The 19003-nt window shown below is 72.5% G+C and carries 21 protein-coding genes; 11 read left to right on the top strand and 10 right to left on the bottom strand.

Going from position 1 to position 19003, the window contains the following annotated elements; translation table 11 throughout:
* Positions 1-27: 27 nt before the first annotated feature.
* A complete protein-coding gene (locus HALOF300_RS01720) occupies positions 28-636 on the top strand; it encodes an SACE_7040 family transcriptional regulator (RefSeq protein WP_156738925.1) in 609 nt (202 codons plus the stop codon).
* 181 nt (positions 637-817) lie between these two features.
* Here the strand turns inward: HALOF300_RS01720 and HALOF300_RS01725 are convergent, their stop codons facing one another.
* From HALOF300_RS01725 to HALOF300_RS01735, 3 genes are all read right to left on the bottom strand, one after another.
* Positions 818-2641: an HNH endonuclease signature motif containing protein gene (locus HALOF300_RS01725; protein ID WP_197522224.1), complete on the bottom strand. Its 1824-nt coding sequence runs from the start codon at positions 2639-2641 to the stop codon at positions 818-820.
* A gap of 284 nt (positions 2642-2925) precedes the next feature.
* Positions 2926-4524, bottom strand: coding sequence for a multicopper oxidase family protein (locus tag HALOF300_RS01730; RefSeq protein WP_156738927.1), 1599 nt, complete (start codon positions 4522-4524; stop codon positions 2926-2928).
* The gene (locus HALOF300_RS01735; protein ID WP_156738928.1) at positions 4521-5069 is read right to left on the bottom strand and encodes a hypothetical protein; all 549 of its coding nucleotides are present in this window, start codon (positions 5067-5069) and stop codon (positions 4521-4523) included. Before HALOF300_RS01735 ends, HALOF300_RS01730 begins: the two co-directional genes overlap by 4 nt.
* 155 nt (positions 5070-5224) lie before the next feature.
* On the opposite strand from HALOF300_RS01735, the gene HALOF300_RS01740 reads away from it, so the two are divergent.
* Complete coding sequence (locus HALOF300_RS01740; RefSeq protein ID WP_156738929.1) at positions 5225-6391, top strand: sensor histidine kinase; 1167 nt, start codon at positions 5225-5227, stop codon at positions 6389-6391.
* Positions 6388-7080 (top strand): response regulator, encoded by a 693-nt coding sequence (locus tag HALOF300_RS01745; protein WP_197522225.1) that lies wholly within the window; start codon positions 6388-6390, stop codon positions 7078-7080. The genes HALOF300_RS01740 and HALOF300_RS01745 overlap by 4 nt, the downstream gene beginning before the upstream one ends.
* 44 nt (positions 7081-7124) lie before the next feature.
* Here HALOF300_RS01745 and HALOF300_RS01750 read toward each other — a convergent pair whose 3' ends face one another.
* The 4 genes from HALOF300_RS01750 to HALOF300_RS01765 are packed head-to-tail and all read right to left on the bottom strand — an operon-like array spanning position 7125 to position 10022.
* Positions 7125-7514 carry a YchJ family protein gene (locus HALOF300_RS01750; protein WP_156738930.1) on the bottom strand — a complete coding sequence of 130 codons (390 nt, stop codon included), beginning with the start codon at positions 7512-7514 and terminating at the stop codon, positions 7125-7127.
* Positions 7511-8125, bottom strand: coding sequence for a hypothetical protein (locus tag HALOF300_RS01755; RefSeq protein WP_156738931.1), 615 nt, complete (start codon positions 8123-8125; stop codon positions 7511-7513). Before HALOF300_RS01755 ends, HALOF300_RS01750 begins: the two co-directional genes overlap by 4 nt.
* Before the next feature lie 20 nt (positions 8126-8145).
* Positions 8146-8865 carry a response regulator transcription factor gene (locus HALOF300_RS01760; protein WP_156738932.1) on the bottom strand — a complete coding sequence of 240 codons (720 nt, stop codon included), beginning with the start codon at positions 8863-8865 and terminating at the stop codon, positions 8146-8148.
* Entirely contained in the window at positions 8853-10022 is a 1170-nt protein-coding gene (locus tag HALOF300_RS01765) for a sensor histidine kinase (RefSeq protein ID WP_156738933.1), read from the bottom strand. Before HALOF300_RS01765 ends, HALOF300_RS01760 begins: the two co-directional genes overlap by 13 nt.
* A gap of 177 nt (positions 10023-10199) precedes the next feature.
* Here HALOF300_RS01765 and HALOF300_RS01770 point away from each other — a divergent pair, with 177 nt between their 5' ends.
* From HALOF300_RS01770 to HALOF300_RS01790, 6 genes are read left to right on the top strand one after another with little or no spacing between them, the layout of a single operon-like run.
* Positions 10200-10664: a DUF6069 family protein gene (locus HALOF300_RS01770; RefSeq protein ID WP_156738934.1), complete on the top strand. Its 465-nt coding sequence runs from the start codon at positions 10200-10202 to the stop codon at positions 10662-10664.
* Complete coding sequence (locus HALOF300_RS27200) at positions 10664-10864, top strand: hypothetical protein (protein ID WP_231954953.1); 201 nt, start codon at positions 10664-10666, stop codon at positions 10862-10864. The genes HALOF300_RS01770 and HALOF300_RS27200 overlap by 1 nt, the downstream gene beginning before the upstream one ends.
* Entirely contained in the window at positions 10861-11205 is a 345-nt protein-coding gene (locus tag HALOF300_RS27205; RefSeq protein WP_231954954.1) for a class I SAM-dependent methyltransferase, read from the top strand. Before HALOF300_RS27200 ends, HALOF300_RS27205 begins: the two co-directional genes overlap by 4 nt.
* Positions 11206-11207: 2 nt before the next feature.
* Positions 11208-11906: a TetR/AcrR family transcriptional regulator gene (locus HALOF300_RS01780; RefSeq protein WP_231954955.1), complete on the top strand. Its 699-nt coding sequence runs from the start codon at positions 11208-11210 to the stop codon at positions 11904-11906.
* Positions 11903-12808: an ABC transporter ATP-binding protein gene (locus HALOF300_RS01785; RefSeq protein ID WP_156738936.1), complete on the top strand. Its 906-nt coding sequence runs from the start codon at positions 11903-11905 to the stop codon at positions 12806-12808. Before HALOF300_RS01780 ends, HALOF300_RS01785 begins: the two co-directional genes overlap by 4 nt.
* A 3-nt stretch (positions 12809-12811) precedes the next feature.
* Entirely contained in the window at positions 12812-14500 is a 1689-nt protein-coding gene (locus HALOF300_RS01790) for an ABC transporter permease (RefSeq protein ID WP_231954956.1), read from the top strand.
* Here HALOF300_RS01790 and HALOF300_RS01795 read toward each other — a convergent pair.
* Positions 14497-15588 (bottom strand): hypothetical protein, encoded by a 1092-nt coding sequence (locus HALOF300_RS01795; RefSeq protein ID WP_156738937.1) that lies wholly within the window; start codon positions 15586-15588, stop codon positions 14497-14499. The genes HALOF300_RS01790 and HALOF300_RS01795 overlap by 4 nt on opposite strands.
* A gap of 145 nt (positions 15589-15733) precedes the next feature.
* On the opposite strand from HALOF300_RS01795, the gene HALOF300_RS01800 reads away from it, so the two are divergent.
* Positions 15734-16327 carry a TetR/AcrR family transcriptional regulator gene (locus HALOF300_RS01800; protein WP_156738938.1) on the top strand — a complete coding sequence of 198 codons (594 nt, stop codon included), beginning with the start codon at positions 15734-15736 and terminating at the stop codon, positions 16325-16327.
* Between the two features lie 131 nt (positions 16328-16458).
* Positions 16459-17106, top strand: a complete 648-nt coding sequence (locus HALOF300_RS01805) for a hypothetical protein (RefSeq protein WP_156738939.1) — start codon at positions 16459-16461, stop codon at positions 17104-17106.
* A 36-nt stretch (positions 17107-17142) separates the two neighbouring features.
* Here HALOF300_RS01805 and HALOF300_RS01810 read toward each other — a convergent pair whose 3' ends face one another.
* Both HALOF300_RS01810 and HALOF300_RS01815 read right to left on the bottom strand, forming a co-directional pair.
* Positions 17143-17601, bottom strand: coding sequence for a GNAT family N-acetyltransferase (locus tag HALOF300_RS01810; protein WP_156738940.1), 459 nt, complete (start codon positions 17599-17601; stop codon positions 17143-17145).
* A gap of 139 nt (positions 17602-17740) precedes the next feature.
* Positions 17741-18979 (bottom strand): Nramp family divalent metal transporter, encoded by a 1239-nt coding sequence (locus HALOF300_RS01815; RefSeq protein WP_197522226.1) that lies wholly within the window; start codon positions 18977-18979, stop codon positions 17741-17743.
* Positions 18980-19003 lie beyond the last annotated feature (24 nt).

Genomic DNA, 19003 nt, shown 5'->3' on the forward strand with positions numbered 1-19003 from the left:
CTAACTTCCGCGTCTAGACTCCCGAGCATGAGCGAGTCTGCGGAATCTGCCGCCGGGTCCGGTGCCGTGGTTGCCGGGTCCCGACGCGAGGAGATCCTCGCCGCGGCCGCGGACCTCTTCGCCCGACACGGCTTCCGAGGTGTCTCCATCTACGACATCGGCGCAGCAGTCGGAATCTCCGGGCCCGCCCTGTACCGGCACTTCCGGAGCAAGGGTGCCCTCCTCAGCGAGATGCTGGTCTCGATCAGCGCCACCCTGCTGTCCGAGGGCAGACGGCGCTCCGAGGCAGCCGAGGACCCTACCGCCGCGCTCGCTGCCCTGGTCGATTGGCACATCGAGTTCGCTCTGGATCACCTCCCGCTGATCACCATCCAGTACCGGGACCTCGACAGCCTGGCCGAGGCGGACCGCGACGAGGTCCGCCGGTTGCAGAGGGAGTACGTCGAGATCTGGGTCCGGCTGATCCTCGAGCTGTACCCGGAGGTCGAGGCGCCCACGGCGAGGTCGGGGGCGCACGCCGTGTTCGGGCTGATCAACTCAACGCCGCACAGTGCCAGGCTGGCCCGGGCCGACATGGAAGCCCTGCTGCGCATCATGGCTCTCGCGGCGCTGGCGGGCGTGGCAACGACCGTCTAGGTCCGCCGCGGTGTCAGCTCCGGGCGGGGTACCTGCGCGATCCGATGGCATGACCCGGCGCCCTGCCGACCGCGGCTGTCGACCAGCCCGGGGAACGGTCTCCACCGATCGGGAGCGCGATGGCTCCCCGGTGCCGGCGGGTCAGACACGGAGCGGGCACACCGGCGGGCGTGCCGGCGCCTCATGGCCCGGGGCCGATGCGCTCTCCGTCGGAGGTGTAGAACGTCCACTCGTTTCCCTGCCAGATCATGGCGATCTGGTGGGTGTCCACGAAGCGGTGGTGGTAGAAGCACAGCAGCGCGGCGTTGGGCAGGTCGGTGTTCCCACCGGCGGCCCAGTGGACGTTGGAATGGTGGCCCTCGCACATGGCCGGAGGGGCCTTGCAGCCGGGATAGGTGCAATGGCGGTCCCGTGCGATCATCGCGCGGCGCTGGGCGGAGGTGAAGCGGCGGTGGGCCCTGCCGGTATTGATCACGGCAGAGTCGGGTCCGAAGATGACCCGGTAGATCTCGCCACCGCAAGCGATCCTGCGCAGTACGGAGGGTGGAACGGGCCCGGTGCCGTCGGCCCAGGTCGCTGGCGGTTGGGACAGGATCGCCTGCCAGTCCACGTTCTCGAGGGCTTTGAGGTTGGTCAGACCACCGGTACCGGGCCGCAAAGGTGGGAGGTCTCGGCCGAACACGGGCCGCGCGTCGCAGGCATCGGCGTCGGCTGCGCGGGCCCAGTCGGGGATGTCGGAGGCGGGCACGGACGTGGCGTCACCGCCTGCCCAGCCGTGGTGGGCGCTGGTGGCGATGATGTGTTCGAGTTCGGGTGCGCTGATCAGGACGCCCATGTGGGGTCGTACGGTCTGGCCGGTGCCGGCGAGTCCTTGGTTGAGGATGAGTTGGGCTGCGTCGGCGAGGGCCTGGGCACGGCGCTGGCTCGTGGTGCGGGTATCACCGGCAGCTGGGACCGGGGTCAGGGCGGTGAGGGCTTCCTTGACGAGTTGGCCGTGTTCGTCGGTGATGAATCCGGACAGGTGGAAGCCGCCGGTGGTGGCGGCGAGGTCGAAGAACTCGCGTTCGCAGGCTTCCCGGTAGCCGCGTTCGTCGGACTCGGCGTCGGCGAGGGCGGCGAAGTACTTGCAGACCACGCGCAGGTCCTCGAACGATCCAGCACCCGCGAGTGTGAGGATCACCGACTCCGCCGTCGCATCATCATCGAACGGACCCACGCTCACAGCCTTGGCCGTATCGTCCGTCGCGTCCGTCTTGGCGGCCTCGCCCGTGTCCAGCCCGTCGCCCGCCTGCGCGGCCTCGCCGGTCTCCGGCCCTTCGCCCGTCGCCGGTGCGTCGCCGGTCTGCGCCGTGTTGCTGGCCTGCGCCGCATCGCCGGTCTGGGCATTGTCGCCGGTCTGCGTGGGGTCGTTGGTCGGTGTGGTCTCGCCGGTCGGGGGTTGGGTCTGGGTGGTGGTGTTCATCCCGCGGGCGGGGAGCCGTAGCGCGGCCCGGCGGGCCGCGCTCGACGCGGCGACGGTCGCGATCAGAGCGGCCTGCTCCACTCCGAGCTGCCCGGTGCGCAGGGCTTGACGGACCTCGGGCAGGTCGTTGGCGAGCCGGTCGGCCAGGCGGACCTCGCGTGAGGCCCGGGCGAAGGACATCTTGTGCGTGCGGGCGACGTGCTGGGGGTAGGTGCGGACCTTGCCGGACAGGTCCCACATGCCCTCGGCCCGCTCGGCCGCGAGCCAGTCCAACCGCCGCCCGGTCAGGATCTCGATATCACGGTGGGCCCGCACACTCGCCGCACCCAACGCCCGCCCGGTGTGCTCGTGCTGCTCCTCGAACGGATCGGTGGCAGCCAACGCCGCGGTGACGCAGTCGAGGACGAAGAGCCGGTCGTCCAGCGACCCGCTCAACAACGCGGCCAGGCCCGTTTCGCGCCGTGGGTCCGAGGCGAGGTCGACCGGACCGGTGCCCTGCTCGGGTGTGCCCTCGCCCGGCGTGTGACCTGTGGTCCAGTCCATCGTCCTCACCCCCGATCCTCGTACGTATGTTCCGATGAGAACCACGCTACGGGAGCTGACCCACGAGGCAAGGAGGGTGTCAACCCATTGTGGACAACGAGGCACCAGGCCCCAGATCGATGGCATTCCGCCGCTCGGACCAGGGCCGAATGACCCACCATCCACAGACCCGACCATCGCGATCGGACGATGTCATAGGGGTCGGGTACCCGCTTGTGGTCGAGTCGATCGGCAGCCAAGCGCCAGGTCACGGCAACCCGCCGGGACCGCTCCGATGGTGCCCGTCAGTGCTCGTGCCCGCCCGATCCGCTACTGGAGGACGTCCCAGCCGGCGGCAGCGCCACCTCGCCCGGTGCCAGCACCACGAACTGCCCCATCAGGCCCTCGTCCTCGTGCCGGAGCAAATGGCAGTGGTACATGTACGGCATCGCAGGATCGGTGTACTCCTCGAACCGCATCACCAGCCGGTACGTCCGCTGCGGCTCGGTATAGATCGTGTCCTTGCGCCCGGACAGCTCCGGCGGCGGGGCGTCGCCGTCGATGTCCACGATCTCGAACTGCACGTCGTGCACGTGGAAGTTGTGCGGGGACAGGTCCTGGTTGCGGACCTCCCAGATCTCGGTCGTATCCACGTACACGGACTCGTCGATCCGCCCCATGTCCATCAGCTGCCCGTTGATCTCCCGGTCCTGCAGTTCGAAGGATCGGGTCGTGGCCGCCGTCGCCGCATCCAGCCCGAACTCCGTGAACGCCGCCGCCGGCTCGGCGGACGGGGCGAGCGAATCGGCCGCCCGGAGCCGCAGCACGTCGAACTCGTCGTTCCCGCCGACGGCGAACGGCACCACCACCCGCCCGAGTTCCGGTTTGAAGGAGTGCAGCATCGTCTCGGTGCCCGGCTCCATCCGGACCAGGATCTCGGCGCGCTCGGCGGGTGAGAGGCGGATCCGGTCGAGCTCCACGGGCGCCCGTAGCAGTCCGCCGTCGGTGGCGACGAGTGTGAACGACCGGTCGTCGAAGCCGAACGAGTACGTCCGCGCCGTCGAGCCGTTCAGGATCCGCAGCCGCACGACCTCGGTGGTGACGTCCAGGACCGCCCCGATCGTCCCGTTCACCATGATCGTCGACCCGAGCAGCCCCACCTCGTTGCCGCCGTCATCGATGGTGAGTTCGCCGTCGTCGAAGGTCTTGTCCTGGACGATCACCGGGATGTCGTCCACCCCGTACTCGCTCGGGAGCCCGGCCGCTTCGGTCTCGCCGTCGTCGAGCAGGAACAGGCCGGCCAGCCCCTTGTAGACGTGCTGCTCGGTGCGCCCGTGCGGGTGCGGGTGGTACCAGAGCGTGGCGCCCGGCTGGTTGATCGTCCACTCCGCGCGCCAGGTCTGGCCGGGCTCGACGCTCTGGTGCGGCCCGCCGTCCATCGCGGCCGGCAGGTGCATGCCGTGCCAGTGCACGCTCGTGGTCTCGGCCAGGGAGTTCGTGACCTCGACGGCGACCCGCTCGCCGCGCTCGGCCCGCAGCGTGGGGCCGAGGAAGTCGCCGCTGAAGCCCCAGGTGGCGGTGGCCGCGTCGTCGAGGAACCGAGAGGTCCCCTCCCGCGCCTCCAGGGTGAACACGCGGGTGCCGTCCGCGGCCACGGTGGACTCGGCCAGTGGCGGGATGGTCAGCGGCCGGTCGAACGAGGACGGCTCGGTGACGGTGCTGACGCTCGCCCCGCAGGCGGCCAGACTGCCGGCCGCGACGACCGCCGGTGCCCCGGTGGCAAGGAGCAGCAGGGTCCGACGGCGCAGCGTGGGTCGGTCGGGAGCGCTCGCCTCGGACGGTGCGGAGGTTTCTGCCGCCCGACGGCGCAGCCTCGGTCGGTCCGGCGTGGTCGCCCCGGTCATCGCTGCAGTTTCTGCAGGCCGAGGGCGATCAGGCCGGTCACGGCGCCGAACAGGGTTTGTGTCGCGAGGATCGGGATCGCCGCGAACGGGAGGGCGGTCAGGCCGCTGCCCAGCCCGGCGGGCGCGAGCAGGACGTCGACGCCCAGCGTGATCACGCCGGCGGCAAGGCCGGCGAGAGTCAGTGTTGCCAGTGGTCGTGCGGCCCGGGCGAGCAGGACCACGAGGATCCAGGCGATTGCGATGACCGAGCGCACCGCGATGGCACGTTCCGGCCCGCCGAACTGGTCGGCGATCGGGGTGGCCGCGGTCAGCGGCCAGAGCAGGGTCAGGGCGCCGAGTCCGATGATGAGCGCCCAGGACAGTGGCGCCCTGGTCGGCGTCTGGGATCCGGGCTGCGGAGTGCCGGGCCGGCCGGAGTTCGCCTGCGTGCCGGGCCGCGGGGCGTCGGCCCAGCCTGGGTTCGTGGGCGCGGCGTCCGCAACCGGCGCCTGGTACGGCGCCGGCGGAGTGGTGCCGGGGGTGTGTCGTTCGGGCTGTGTATTCATGTCTTCGACGCTAGGAACCCACGGCCCTGCGCACATCGGCCCGCGGGCGCGTGCGGCCGTCGCAGGTTGTTGGCCGTGGGTATCGCCTCCAGGCGACACCGATCCGCGACCGATGCGGGATGTCCCCCAGGGGTGGTTCTTCCTAGGGTGGGTCCATGCGAACCGGCACGAGACCCGGCGACGTGGACCCCCGGGTCCTCGACGTGCTCCTCGGCGTCGGCATCGCGATGGGCGTCGCGCTGGTGATCCTGGCCGATCCGGGCCGGATCGACCCGGCCCCCGCCCCGGTTGCCGCGTACCTGTTCGCCGTCGGCTTCGGCCTGCTGATGGCGGGACGACGGCGCTACCCTCGGCTCGTCCTGGTGCTCACCGTCGTCGGCATCTTCGTCTACTACGCGCTCGGCTTCCCGCCGATCGGGATCGCGCTGCCGGCCTCCGCCGCGCTGTACTCCGCCGCCGAACAGGGCCACACCTGGTGGGCGGTCGTGCTGAGTGCCCTGCTCACCGGCGTGGCCGCCTACTTCCGGATCGCCGAGGGCCAGCCGACGGCGTATCTGCTCGGGTACGAGCTCCTCACCAACGTCGCGCTTGTCGCGGCCGCGATCGCGCTCGGAGTGAGCGTGCGGGCGCGGCGCCAAGCCCGGGTCCAGGCCGCGCGGATCGCGGCGCTCACCAGCGCCGAGCAGCAGCACCGCACCGATCAGCGGCTGCAGACCGAACGGGTGCAGATCGCCCGGGACATCCATGACGTCGTGGGCCACACCCTGTCCGTGGTCGCCGTGCACGCGAACGTCGCGGACGAGGCGATCGGCCACGACGACGCGGCCGCGCACCGGGCCGTCGCCCAGATCCGGGCGACCACGGCACAGACCATGGGGGAGCTGCGGGCCACCGTCCGGCTGCTTCGCGACCCCGGCACGGTCGCCCCGGGCCTGGCTGGGTTGGCCCGGCTCACCGAGCCCGCACGGGAGGCCGGACTGACGGTCGAGACCACCGTCGACGTCTCGAACGGCGCCCTCTCGGGTGCGATCGACGCGGCCGCGTACCGGATCGTCCAGGAGTCCCTGACGAACGTGCTCCGGCACGCGGACGCGCAGCGGGTCGAGATCGCCGCTCGGGTCACCGACGGCACCCTGCACCTCGACGTGATCGACGACGGCGTTGGTCCCGTTCCCGCGCAGGGGGCCGAGGGTGGGGGTGGGCACGGCATCGCGGGCATGGCCGAGCGGGCCACCCTGCTCGGCGGCACCCTGACCGCCGGCCCGCGCGACGGCGGTGGGTTCGCCGTGCGGGCGTTGCTTCCTGCGAGGCTGGTCCGATGACGATGCCCACTCCGGATCCCGCCGCCCCGATCCGCATCCTCATGGCCGACGACTCCACCCTGGTCCGCGCGGGTCTGCTCGCGCTCGCCACCCACGAGGGTGACATCGAGGTCGTCGCCCAGGCCGGCAACGGGCGTGAGGCGCTCGAGCAGGCCCGGCGCACCCACCCCGACGTTGTCCTCATGGACCTGCGGATGCCGGTGATGGACGGGATCGAGGCGACCGCCGCCATCGGCGCCGACCCGGACCTGGCCGACGTCCGCGTGCTCGTGCTGACCACGTTCGACGAGGACTCCGACATCCTCGAGGCGATTCGCGCGGGGGCGAGCGGCTACCTGCTCAAGGACGTTGCGCCGTCGGAGCTGCGGTCCGCGATCCGGAGGGTCGCCGCGGGGGAGGCGACGCTCTCCCCGGCGGTCACGCGAACGCTGATGCGCCAGGTCGCGGACGCCCCGGTGCAGCGGACCGCTCCCGGCGTGCTCGACTCCCTCACCGAGCGGGAACGGGAGGTGCTCACGCTGATCGGCCGTGGGCGCTCCAACCAGGAGGTGGCGGCGGAACTGTTCCTCAGCCCGGCCACGGCCCGCACGTACGCGAGCCGGTTGCTGAGCAAGCTGGACGCGCGCGACCGGGCTCAGCTCGTGGTGCTCGCTTACGAGTCCGGCCTGGTCAGCCCCGGCTGGGACTGAGTTCGAAGGGGCGGGGCGCGCACTGCCTCGCCGGGACGACCGGGCTACCGGTCGATGTCACCGTCGACGTAGACCCAGCGGCCGGCCCGCCGCGTGAAGGAGCTCCGCTCGTGCAGCTCGCCTGGGCCGGCGGCGGTGGAGTACCTGGCCCGGAACTCGACGACCCCCTCGGTGTCGTCCGGACCGCCGGCGTCGGTGGCCACGATCGTCAGGCCGAGCCACGTGAGCCCCGGCGTGGCTTCGATCTCGTCGGGCCGGGTGCGCGGGTGCCAGGTCCGGAACACGTGGTCCAACGCCCCGACGGCGTAGCCGCAGTACCGGGATCGCATCAGTTCCGCCGCGGTGCTCGCGTACCGCTCCTGCCGGTGCAGTGGGCCGCAACAGGCGTCGTAGGTCGCGCCGCTACCGCACGGGCATGGCCGAGTCAGGCTCACCCGTCGAAGCCGTTACGCAGGAACGTGACCACGGCGTCCGGCAGAGCCGCCAGGGCCTTCGCCGCGGAGCCGACGTGTACCGAGGTGGCGCCGTTCCAGTCGCTCAGCTCGATCCGCCCGTCGACCACCCAGTGCGTGCCGATCTGCTCGCGATCGACCACCACGCCGTAGCGCCTCGCCTCGAGCGGACTACCGCCGGGTGGGGTGACGGTCTCGGTGGCTTGCCGCTCGAGCGTGGCCCGGTCGGCGCCGTCGACCGGGTCGGAGTCATCGAGGCGGATGTATCGCACGGCCGGCTCGCCGGATGTGATGAGGTCCGCGAGCAGCACGAACTCTCCGTAGCTCGGCATCGTGTCCGCGTCCAGACCCGAGCCCAACCGGTCCACGTTCGAGCGTTGCCCGTCCGGCTCGGACCGGAACGTCGCCCACTCCCACGTGCGCGCCCCGTGGGCGAACCGGATCACAGACTCGGCGCGGTAATAGGTGTCGCCGTCGAGCGGGTACGCGACCCGGGTCCGCAGGACCAGGTCGTCGAAGAGGCGGTGCAGGGCGCCGTCGGGCGCCCCTGGCGAACTCGCACTGCCCGAGTGGAAGGTCTCCCAGCGGTCCATGCACCCAACCTGCCAGACCGCTACGCCTCCAGCCACCCGCCGTCGTGCACGAGCAGTGCGATCTGGGTGCGGTTGCCCACCCCGAGCTTGGTCAGGACCGTCGAGACGTACGCCTTCACGGTGGCCACGGACAGGAACAGCGCGCTCGCGATCTCCGCGTTCGTGGCACCGCGAGCGATCTCGCGGGCCACTTCCGCCTCCCGCTCGCTGAGCCGGTCCAAGCGCTTTCGGGCGGCCTCGCGGGGGCCGACCTCGCCGACCGTGCGGGCGATGAGATGCCGGGTGACCTCGGGCGAGAGCACCGCGTCGCCGTTGGCCACCCTGGCCAGCGCGGTGACGATGTCGGTGGGCGGCGTGTCCTTGAGCAAGTACCCGCTCGCGCCGGCCCGCAGTGCCCCGACGATCTCGGCGTCGGTGTGGAACGTGGTCAGCACCACGACCTCCGGTGCGCCGGGGGCCGAGCGCAGCCGCTCGGTCGCGGTGATCCCGTCCACCCGCGGCATCCGCAGGTCCATCAGCACCACGTCGCAGGGATGCGCGGCGAGGGCATCGGGGACCTCATCGCCGTCGCCCGCCTCGCCGACCACCCGCACCGTGGTCCCGGCGGCGCTCGTGCCGTCGAGCATCATGGTCAGCCCGGCCCGGACGAGTGCGTCGTCGTCGACCAGCAGGACCCGGAGCGTGCGCTCCGGCTCCGATCCTTGCGTTCCTGCCTCAGCGCTGCGGGTCACCGTGGCCATGGTAGCCACGCGGTGACCCGGAAACCCCGCGCGTGCGGTCCGTGCGTGAGCCGGCCGTGCGCGAGGTCCACCCGCTCGGCCAGGCCGATGAGGCCGGCCGAGGAGCCCACGAGCGTCGCATCGGCGGGCCGGGCCGGGGCGTCGTTGCTGACCTCGATGTTCAGGCCCACGCCCGGCTCGCCGTCGACGCGCACCCGGACCGGTGCGCCCGGTGCGTGTTTGCGGGCGTTCGTCAGGGCCTCCTGCACGATCCGGTAGCCGGTCCGTGCACTCGCACCGGGCAGGCTCGTCGGGTCCGCGTAGCCGGCGGAGTAGTCGATGTCCATGCCCGAGGCGCGGGCCGTGGCGATCAGCGAGGCGATCTCGGGCACGTCGGGCTGCGGACGGGGCCGGTCCGGTCCGTCGCCGTCGGGCAGCCGGAGCACACCGATCACCTCGCGGAGGTCCTCGAGGGCCTCGTGGGTTCCGGTGCGCAGCACCCCGGCGGCCCGGGCGACCTGCTCGGGCGGTGCGTCCGGCCGGTACTCCAGCGCACCGGCGTACGTGGCCAGCAGCGACAACCGGTGGGCCAGCACGTCGTGCATCTCGCGGGCGATCCGGGACCGCTCGGCGAGCCGGGCCTCGTCCGCGTGCCGGTCCCGGTCCGCCTCGGCGAGGGCAGCCCGCTCCAGCAGGGATCTGATCAGCTCCTCGCGGGAGCGCAACAGGGCGCCGACACCGAGCAGGGCCGCGTGCGCGGCCGCGTCGAGCAGCACGAACCAGAAGGTGTCGATGCCGGGCATCGGCCGCCACAGGAACTGCACCAGGTTGGCGCCGAACCCGATCACGGCGATCCCGACGGCGTCCGGCAGCGGGGCGTTCCGGGCCACGTAGTAGGTGCCCATGGTGGACCCGGTGGTCGCGACGGGGGACAGCGTCGCCAACAGGGCGAGCGCGGCAGCGCCCGCCACCGGCCGGCGCACCAGCACCGGCACACACAGCACCGACGCCACGGCGACGCCGACGTCCAGGGCCACGAACGCCGTCGACGACGCGTTCGAGATCAGGCCCACCAGGGTCAGACCGGCCAGCGCCGCCAGAGCGAGCATCATCACGGCCGTGGCCTGCGGCGGCGGACGCCGCGCATCGACGGCGCAGACATCCTGGAGCGTCCTCATGGCCTCAGCGTAGGAAGCGGGGGCCCGCGGCGGATACTGCCGAAGGTCGGTACCGGTCCCGCCCGACGGCCGGGCCCGGGTGGACCCACGGCCGGTACCGGCGGCGCCGTGATCTCGCGACGGTGGAACCGGCGGCCGCACCGTGCGGCACCGACGTCACCGAAGGAGTGATTCGAGATGACCAACACGACCTCGACCCCAGCCACCACCACCTCGACCAGGGCCACGATGTCGACGCCGGCGCGCCGTCTGCGCCGGACCCTCGCGGTCGGCGGCGCCGTCGCCGTCGGGGTGGGCGTCTGGCTGATCGCCGTGCCCGTCCTCGGCGCGGACCTGTCGGTGACCATGGCGGAGGGCACCACGCAGATCGGACTCGGCTCCGTCATCGTCGCGTGCGTGGTCGCCGGACTGGCCGGGTGGGGCTCGCTTGCCGTGCTCGAGCGGCTGACGACCGGCGCCGCGAAGATCTGGGCCCTGCTCGCCGTCGCGGTCACCGTGGTCTCCCTGTTCGGCCCGGTCGGGCAGGCGACCTCGCTCGAGGCTGCCCTCGCCCTCGGTGCCATGCACCTGGGCGTGGGCGCCGCGCTGATCGGGCTGCTGCCGGTGCGCGGAGCCGGCCGCGCCGCTGGCGGTGACCGGTGATGACCGCACGCATGGACGCCCCAGCGCGCGCCGCTCTCCTGGCTCCCCTCACCGGGACCGTGTTGGAGATCGGCGCCGGGGACGGCGTCAACCTGGCCGGTTTCGGCCCGGACGTCACGTGGCACGGCATCGAGCCGAACGGCAGCAGCCGGAGCGCTCTGCTGGCTCGGGCGCCGACGCCTCGGTCGAGGCGGTGGTGAGCACCACGGTGCTCTGCACGGTCGGCGACCCGACGGCGGCGCTCGGCGAGGTCCGGCGGGTGCTGGTCCCCGGTGGTCGGTTCGTGTTCTGGGAGCACGTGGCCGCCCCGGCCCGGACCCTGGTGCGCGCGGCGCAGGAGGTCTGGACCTGCCGGGCGCCCGACGGGTGCCACGCGAACCGCGACACGCTCGCGACCATCCGCGCCGCGGGCTTCGCCGCCGGTGCCGTCACGCCCGTCAGGGTGCGGTTGTGCGGCCGGCGGCGGCCATCAGCCGCGGAACGGCACCCCGGCCGGGAGCAGAACTGTGGACGTCGGCTGAATGCGCATGTAGCATCCTGAACGTGCGTTCAACCACGACCGGCACGGGCCGGTCCGCAGACGACCTGACCGCCCGCGCTCGCATCCGCGACGCGGCCGTCAGGCGTTTCGCGACCGACGGACTCGCCGCGCCGTTGCGGACCATCGCGGCCGACGCCGGGGTCAGCCCGGGCCTGATCCTGCACCACTTCGGCTCCCGGGACGGGCTGCGCGAGGAGTGCGACCAGTTCGTGCTGGACGAGATGTTCCGCGCTGATGACGAACTGCTGCGTGACGGCGGCGCGAGCACGGCCGCAGCCTGGCTGTCCGGCCTCGGTCAGCACAGTGCCATGGTCGGTTACATGCTGCGGCTCCTGCAGCACGGCGGGCCGGTGCTGACCGCGTTCGTGGACCGCATGGTCGCCGCCACCGAGGACTACCTCGCGGCCGGGGTCACGGACGGTTCGATCCGGCCGAGCCTGGCGCCGAAGGCCAGGGCGCGGTACATCGTCGAGTCCAGCCTCGGCGCCCTGCTGCTCCGGATGCCGGCGGCCCGGGACAGGCTCGACCTGGACGCGCTCGCGGACCTCCTGCAGGCCTACACCGAGGAGGTCACGGTGCCGAGCCTCGAGCTCTACACCGAGGGCCTGCTGGTCGACCGCAGCCTGCTGGACGCGTTCGCAGCCAGCCTGCCGGGCGAGTCCCCAGCCACCGAACCGGAAGAAGAAAGGCAACAGAGATGACCGCGATCCGCACCGAGAACCTCGTCAAGACGTTCGGCACCACCCGCGCGCTCGACGGGTTCGATCTGACGGTCGAGACCGGGCAGGTGGCCGGCTTCCTCGGCCCGAACGGCGCCGGGAAGTCGACCACGATCCGCGTCCTGCTCGGCATGCTGCGCGCGGACTCGGGCACCGCGACCGTGCTCGGCATGGACCCCTTCCGCGACGCCGTCGCCGTGCACCGCCGCCTCGCCTACGTGGCCGGCGACGTGAGCCTGTGGCCGAACCTGACCGGAGGCGAGATCGTCGACCTGCTCACCCGGATCCACCGCGGCACGAAGCGCCGGGACGCCCGCCGCAGCGACCTCCTCGAACGGTTCGAGCTGGACCCCACGAAGAAGGCACGCACGTACTCCAAGGGCAACCGGCAGAAGGTCGCGCTCGTGGCCGCCCTGTGCACGGACGCCGAGCTGTACCTGTTCGACGAGCCGACCTCCGGGCTGGACCCGCTGATGGAGGCCGTGTTCACCGACGAGGTCCGCGCGCTGCGCGAGGCGGGGCGCACCGTGCTGCTGTCCAGCCACATCCTGGCCGAGGTGGAGAAACTCTGTGACACGGTCACGATCATCCGGTCCGGCCGTGCGGTCGAGACCGGCACGCTCGCCGACCTGCGTCACCTGACCCGTTCGTCGGTGACCGCGTCGACGGCAGCCGATCCCGCCCGCCTGGCCGGTCTGCCCGGCGTGCACGACCTCGTGGCCGAGGACTCACGGCTGCGGTTCGACGTCGACGACGCCCGGATCGGCGCCGTGCTGGTCGCGTTGACCGAGGCGGGCGTGTCGCACCTGACCGTTGCACCGCCGTCGCTCGAAGAGCTGTTCATGCGTCACTACGGCGACGAGACCGGCGAAGCGGGGGTCTGAGCCATGACCGCGACCACCGTGACCGACCACCGCCACGCCGCGCACCGCGCGCCCCGCGGGCAGCGGCGGGGCGGGACGTCGGTGCGCGAACCGTGGGCCGGCACCGGGCATCTGCTGCGGCTGGCCCTGCGGCGGGACCGGGTCCGCGTCCTCATCTGGTTCGTCGCGATCGTCGGGACCGTCGCGGCCACCGTGCCCGCGCTCGAGGTCGCCTATCCGGACGAGGCGGCCCGCCAGGCTCGCGCGGCTCTGCTCACGAACCCGTCCGCGGTCATCATGACCGGGCCCGCGTTCGGCCTCGAGGACTACACGCTCGGCGCGATGGTCGCCAACGAGCTGAGTCTGAGCCTGTTCGTGGCGGTCGCGGTGATGAGCATCCTGCTCACCGTCCGGCACACCCGGTCCGAGGAGGAGTCGGGCCGGACCGAACTCCTGCGCGCTCTGCCCGTCGGGCACTACGCGCCCGCGACTGCGGCCCTCGTGCATGTCGCTGCGGTGAACGCCGCGATCGGGGCCGGGACGGCGCTCGCGCTGCTCGGCAGCGGCCTGGCGGCGGCGAGCAGCCTCGCGATGGGACTGGCGACGGCGGTCACCGGACTGGTGTTCGGCGCCGTCGCCTCGGTCACGACCCAGGTGACCGCGCACGCCCGGGCCGCCACCGGGATGGCGATGGTCGTCCTCGCGGCCGCCTTCCTGGCTCGCGGCGTCGGCGACGTCATCGACGCGCAGGGGTCCTGGCTGTCCTGGCTCTCGCCGCTCGCGTGGGCCCAGCAGACCCGGCTCTTCGTGGACCTGCGCTGGTGGCCGCTGGTGCTGTCGCTCGCGCTGACGCTAGTCCTGCTCGCGGTGTCCGTGCGGCTCGCGCGGCACCGTGACCTCGGCGCCGGCCTGCGCCCGGAGCGCGGCGGCCGGGCGGCCGCGAGCCGAGGGCTCCTGAGCGGACCCGGCCCAGTCGGCCTCGCCCTGCGGCTGCTGCGCGGCACGATCATCGGTTGGGCGATCGGCCTGGTGCTGATGGGGATCACGTTCGGCAGCCTCGCGAACTCGCTCGAGGACATGCTCGCAGAGGTCCCGGACCTCGGTGCCTGGATCGGGATCGGCAGCGGCGACCTGATCGACGCGTTCGCGGCCGCGATGCTGTCCTACCTCGTCTTCGGGGTCGGGGCGTTCGCCGTCGGGGCGGTGCTGCGGCTGAAGACGGAGGAGGAGGCCGGGCGCGGCGAGGCCGTGTTGGCCACCGGCGCCTCCCGGTTCGGCTGGGTCGCGAGCTGGTTCGGCGTCGTCATGGTGGCGGCCGTCGTGATGCTGGTGCTGTCCGGGGTCGGTCTTGGCCTTGGCGTGCAGGCCGCGACCGGATCCGCCGACGCCACGGCGCGGCTCGTCGGGGCGGCGCTGGCGTACCTGCCCGCCGTGCTGGTGATGGCTGGCTTGGCGCTCGCGCTGTTCGGTCTGGCGCCGGCATTCGCGGGGCTGGCCTGGGTGCTGGTTGCGTGGGTCGTCTTCGTGGGCTGGGTGGGCGCCCTGCTCAACCTGCCCGACGTGCTCGTCGGCCTCTCGCCGGTGGACCGCACGCCCACGGTGCCGGTCGAGGCTGCCGACGCCGGGCCGCTGCTCGTGCTCACGGCGATCGGCGCGGTGCTGACCGTTGCCGGCCTGCTCGGGGTCCGCCGTCGGGACATCCGCTCGAACTAGTGCCCGACGGCGCTCGCGCCGTTCGCGGGGACGGCCGCGGTTCGGACGTGTCCGGCAAACGAGAGCAGTGCGCCGACTCCGGCCCAGAGACCGAGCGCGAGCCAGGCCGCGCCGGTGTCCGCCGCCGGGAAGTACGACACGTCACGCAGCAGGGTGCCGCTCGCGCCGGGCGGGAACCACTGGCCGATCGCGCCCCAGTGCCACGGGAGGAACTCGGGCGGGACGGCCACGCCGGAGATCGGGTTCGCGACGAGCATCATGAGCACGGCTCCAAGGGCGACACCCCCGCGACCCAGGATCGCGACGAACCCGGTGATCGGGGCCGCGATCGCCGCGAGCGCGAGGGCGATCACGCCGGCGTTGAGCCACCAGTCGCCCTGGAGTGAGCCGAACCAGCTCTGCAGGATGCCGGTGAGCAGGAGGCCCCCCGCGCCGGCGTAGGCGACGACCGCGACTACGCGGCGCAGCGGGCCCACGACACCGAGCGAGATCGCGATGCCCCCGGCCAGGCCGCCGAGCACGAGCGGGAACATGGCCGCCGTGAGCCCGGTGCCACGTGGGTCGTCGGCAGAGAGGGGGACGACGTCGGTCACCGTGACCGAGGGCGGCGCCGCGTCCGCGACCGGCGCGCCCGAGGCTGCGGCCTCGTGGAGCGCGGCGAATGCAGCTCCCGTCAACTGGTCCTGGATCTGCGCAGCGATCCCGGTGAGCAGCTGGTGGGTGGCCGCGCTCGCGGCCGAGGAGGTGAGGACCTCGGGCTGCTCTCCGAGGATCACGGCGCCGTAGACCTCGCGGGCCTCGATCGCAGCCACGGCGGCCTCCCGGTCGCTCGCGGGGATCAGCTCGAGGGCGCCGGGCTGGGCCTCATCGGCCGTGGCACGCAGCGCGTCGATGGCGGGAGCGGGGCCGATGGCGGCGATCGGGACGTCGCGCGGCGCGGCGGTCACCGCCGGCCAGGAGAACGCGAGGACGAGAACGCCGACGGCGGCCGCGACGACGAGGGCGAGGGTGAGGACGCGGCCCATCTGGGTCGGCGGGGTGGGGAGCCGGGGTGCGTCGACGTCCGGCGCGGGGGCCAGGGTGGTCATGGAGAGCTCCAGGGTAGATTCCGGATCGAGCCATAAAAAACGGAGGTTCGTTTTGTATGGACAGCGTGAACCTCGCATCTAGACTTGTCAACCGGACGCCGGCAGCACCCGAGCAGACGACAGCAGCAACCAGGAATGAGGCCCGATGCCGCGCATCACGCAGGCGCGCCGTGAGGCGCGCCGGGACCAGATCCGCGCGGCGGCACTGCGCGCGTTCGCGGCCAAGGGATACCAGCGCACCTCGATCGCGGACGTCGTCAGCGAGTCCGGGCTCTCCGCGGGGGCCATCTACGGGCACTATGCCGACAAGGGCGAGCTGTTCGGCGCCGTCGCCCAGCACGTGCTGTCCCGTCGGGACGACGAGATCGCCGCCGCATCCCACGAGGGCGTGCCGCCCTCCCCGTACGAGATCCTCGTCCTCCTGACGGGCGGCATGGCCCGCGACCTCTCCGACGGTCGCGTGCTGGTCCAGCTCTGGTCCGAGTCGACGGTCGACCCTGCGCTCCACGCGGTGGTGCAGAGGGTCGTGGGTTCCGTGCGCGGGGTGCTCGGGGACGCGCTGCGGAACTGGTTCGCGACCCGCCCCGACCTGGCGCCCGACGGCCCCGACGCCGCCGCGCACCTGCTCCTACCCGTCGTGATGGGCCTAGGGCAGTCGTTCATCATGCAGCGTGCACTGCTGGAGGACTTCGACCCGGACGCCTACCTCGCCGCGGCAGAGGCGATCCTGCCCCGCTGATCGGTGCCCGTGGGCGCTCGCCGCGGGGCCCGGCCGCCCTCTACGGTGGGATCGGGCGCCGCAGACTCCGGTGCTGTGAGGGTCGGCGCCGAGGCCGGCCCCCGAAAGTCGAGAGCGAGGACGCGCGGGTCATGAGGCAGCAGGAGCAAGCCTTCCGCCCGCGGCAACGCGGAGCGGCGGTGACCGCGTTCGTGTGCGCGGTGGTGCTGTCCCTCGCCTGCGTGGTGGAGGCGGGCCTCGCGAACTGGCTGACGGGCCGGACGATGCCGCGGCCCCGCTCGGACGACGCCCTGGAGTTCCTGCGCGCCCACGACGAGCTACTCCTGGCCATCGGTGGCCTGTACCTGATCGCAGCCGGCGCCTTGCTGGTGTTCGGTCTCGTCGTCCCGCGCGCAGTGCCATCCGAACGTCGGCTCGGGCTGGCCCACCTCGCCGCCGTGGCGGCCCTGGCGATCGCGGCCGGCGCCGGGCTCGCCCTGGCGTTCTCCGGCGCGATGGGCAGCGAGCGTGCGGTGCACCTCCTGCACTCGACGCTCACCGTGGTCGGCGGCCCGGTGCACGTCGCGACGCTCGGCCTGTACGTGCTGGCGTTGTCCCGGTCGCGGGCCTACGCCCCGCCCGAACGGGTCTTCGGTGTGGTCGCCGCCGTGGTGGCGGTGATGGGGCTGCTCTCGCTCCCGGTGGTGCCGTGGGGCGTCGTGGCCACCGCCGGGCGCATCCTGTGCCTGGCGTGGCTACTGATCACCACGAACCGGCTGGCGCTGCGCAGCCCCTACTGATCGGAGCGGTCGAGCTCGCGGACGTCAACCAGCGAACTACAGCGCCTTCGCGAAGCAGCGCGAGTCCTCGGAGTCCTCGTACGGCTCGTAGTTATCGATGATCCGGTAGCCCTCGGAGGAGTAGAGCCCGATCGCCTCCTCGAGCAGGACGCCGGTCTCCAGGACGAGCTGGGTGACCTTGCGCTGGACGGCGATCGCCTCGAGCTCGCGAAGGATCACCTTGGCCAGGCCCTTGCGGCGCTGCTCGGGCACCACGTACATCCGGTTCAGTTCCGCGGTGCCCGCCTGGAATGCGGGCGCCGGATCGCGTAGGACGCCGCAGCCCACGGCCACGCCGGCGTCGTCCCGGACCAGCAGCCCGACGGCGACCGTTCCCGGTTCGAGCGGCTGTGCGGCCATCTCGTCGCCGTAGCGCTCGATCACCTCGGCCTCCTGCGCAGTCACGAGCCGCTGCAGGTCGGGGTCGGTCCAATCGACGCGTACCAACGTGGTCATGTCCTACCTCCGCGGGGAATCGGGGTCACCGAGCGACCGGATGCCTTGAACGTTACCCCGAGCCCGCGTCCGAGGGCACGGATCCTGATCCGTCGACCATCCTGCGGGAGGCTGCTGACCCCGCTCCCGGCCCGCCGAGTCAGCCGCCGGCCAGCGTGAGCACGATCAGACCCAGGTTGAGGGCCACTACGGCGACAACGATTCCGGTCAGCAGCCAGCGGATGACCGGGCCGTTCGCCGATTCACCCATCAGGGTGCGGTCCGAGGTCAGCCGTAGCAGCGGGACCAGCGCGAACGGGATACCGAAGCTCAGCACCACCTGGGAGACCACCAGCGCCCAGGTCGGGTCGACGCCGGCGGCGAGCAGGATCAGGGCAGGCACCAGTGTCACGGCGCGCCGGGCCAGGACCGGGATCCGGCGGTGCAGCAGGCCGGCCATGATGGTGGCGCCCGCGTAGCTGCCGACCGACGTGGACGCGAGCCCGGACGCGAGCAGCCCGATCGCGAACACCATGCCGATCGCCGGGCCGAGTGCGTCGGTGACGGCGGCGTGGGCGCCCTCGATGGTGTCCGTACCGGGTACCCCCTGCAGGCTGGACGCGGCCAGGAGCAGCATCGCGATGTTCACGCACCCGGCCACCCCGAGCGCGGCGACGACGTCCCATCGGGTCGCCCGGAGCAGCGTCGGGAGCCTCCCGTCGGCCTTGCCATGCCGGTCCCGGGCCAGCGCCGAATGCACGTAGATCGCGTGTGGCATCACGGTGGCCCCCAGCATCGACGTCGCCAGCAACACGCTGTCCGCGCCGGCGAAGCGGGGCACCAGGCCGCTGACCATCTCGCCGCCGTCGGGCGGGTTGACGAACAGGCCGGCGACGAACCCGACGGTGATCACGGCGAGCAGCGCGACGATGACCGACTCGAAGCGGCGCTGGCCGTGCCGGTCCGCGACGAGGAGCATCAGCATCGAGATCACACCGACGATGAGCCCACCCAGTGGCAGCGGCAGCCCGAACAGCAGGTTCAGTGCGATCGCCCCACCGATCACCTCGGCCAGGTCCGTGGCCGCGGCGACGAGTTCGGCCTGCGCCCAGTACGCGAGGCGCGGCTTGCGGCGCAGCCGGCGGCCGAGGAGCTCGGGCATCGTGGCGCCGGTGACCAGCCCGAGCTTCGCGGACTGGTACTGGACCAGAACGGCCATCAGGTTCGCCGCGACCAGCACCCAGAGCAGCAGGTACCCGTACCGGGCGCCGGCGGTGAGGTTCGCGGCCACGTTCCCCGGGTCGACGTAGGCGACCGCGGCTACGAAGGCCGGGCCGAGCAGCGGAAGCAGGTGCCGCCGTCGGGCATTGGCCTGCTTGTCAGTGGTCGCGGTCGCCACCAGCACCTCCAGGTGAAAAGTTCG

The sequence above is a fragment of the Occultella aeris genome (assembly GCF_902703175.1).
In the GTDB taxonomy this organism is placed as follows: Bacteria; Actinomycetota; Actinomycetes; order Actinomycetales; family Beutenbergiaceae; genus Occultella; species Occultella aeris.

Coding starts and splice junctions, on each gene's coding strand:
- HALOF300_RS01805 (WP_156738939.1), top strand. CDS start 16,459: ATGAGGCAGCAGGAGCAAGCCTTCCGCCCGCGGCAACGCGGAGCGGCG.
- HALOF300_RS01800 (WP_156738938.1), top strand. CDS start 15,734: ATGCCGCGCATCACGCAGGCGCGCCGTGAGGCGCGCCGGGACCAGATC.
- HALOF300_RS01740 (WP_156738929.1), top strand. CDS start 5,225: ATGCGAACCGGCACGAGACCCGGCGACGTGGACCCCCGGGTCCTCGAC.
- HALOF300_RS01770 (WP_156738934.1), top strand. CDS start 10,200: ATGACCAACACGACCTCGACCCCAGCCACCACCACCTCGACCAGGGCC.
- HALOF300_RS01745 (WP_197522225.1), top strand. CDS start 6,388: ATGACGATGCCCACTCCGGATCCCGCCGCCCCGATCCGCATCCTCATG.
- HALOF300_RS01790 (WP_231954956.1), top strand. CDS start 12,812: ATGACCGCGACCACCGTGACCGACCACCGCCACGCCGCGCACCGCGCG.
- HALOF300_RS01720 (WP_156738925.1), top strand. CDS start 28: ATGAGCGAGTCTGCGGAATCTGCCGCCGGGTCCGGTGCCGTGGTTGCC.
- HALOF300_RS01795 (WP_156738937.1), bottom strand. CDS start 15,588: ATGACCACCCTGGCCCCCGCGCCGGACGTCGACGCACCCCGGCTCCCC.
- HALOF300_RS01730 (WP_156738927.1), bottom strand. CDS start 4,524: ATGACCGGGGCGACCACGCCGGACCGACCGAGGCTGCGCCGTCGGGCG.
- HALOF300_RS01735 (WP_156738928.1), bottom strand. CDS start 5,069: ATGAATACACAGCCCGAACGACACACCCCCGGCACCACTCCGCCGGCG.
- HALOF300_RS01725 (WP_197522224.1), bottom strand. CDS start 2,641: ATGGACTGGACCACAGGTCACACGCCGGGCGAGGGCACACCCGAGCAG.
- HALOF300_RS01810 (WP_156738940.1), bottom strand. CDS start 17,601: ATGACCACGTTGGTACGCGTCGATTGGACCGACCCCGACCTGCAGCGG.
- HALOF300_RS27200 (WP_231954953.1), top strand. CDS start 10,664: ATGACCGCACGCATGGACGCCCCAGCGCGCGCCGCTCTCCTGGCTCCC.
- HALOF300_RS01760 (WP_156738932.1), bottom strand. CDS start 8,865: ATGGCCACGGTGACCCGCAGCGCTGAGGCAGGAACGCAAGGATCGGAG.
- HALOF300_RS01785 (WP_156738936.1), top strand. CDS start 11,903: ATGACCGCGATCCGCACCGAGAACCTCGTCAAGACGTTCGGCACCACC.
- HALOF300_RS01765 (WP_156738933.1), bottom strand. CDS start 10,022: ATGAGGACGCTCCAGGATGTCTGCGCCGTCGATGCGCGGCGTCCGCCG.
- HALOF300_RS01755 (WP_156738931.1), bottom strand. CDS start 8,125: ATGGACCGCTGGGAGACCTTCCACTCGGGCAGTGCGAGTTCGCCAGGG.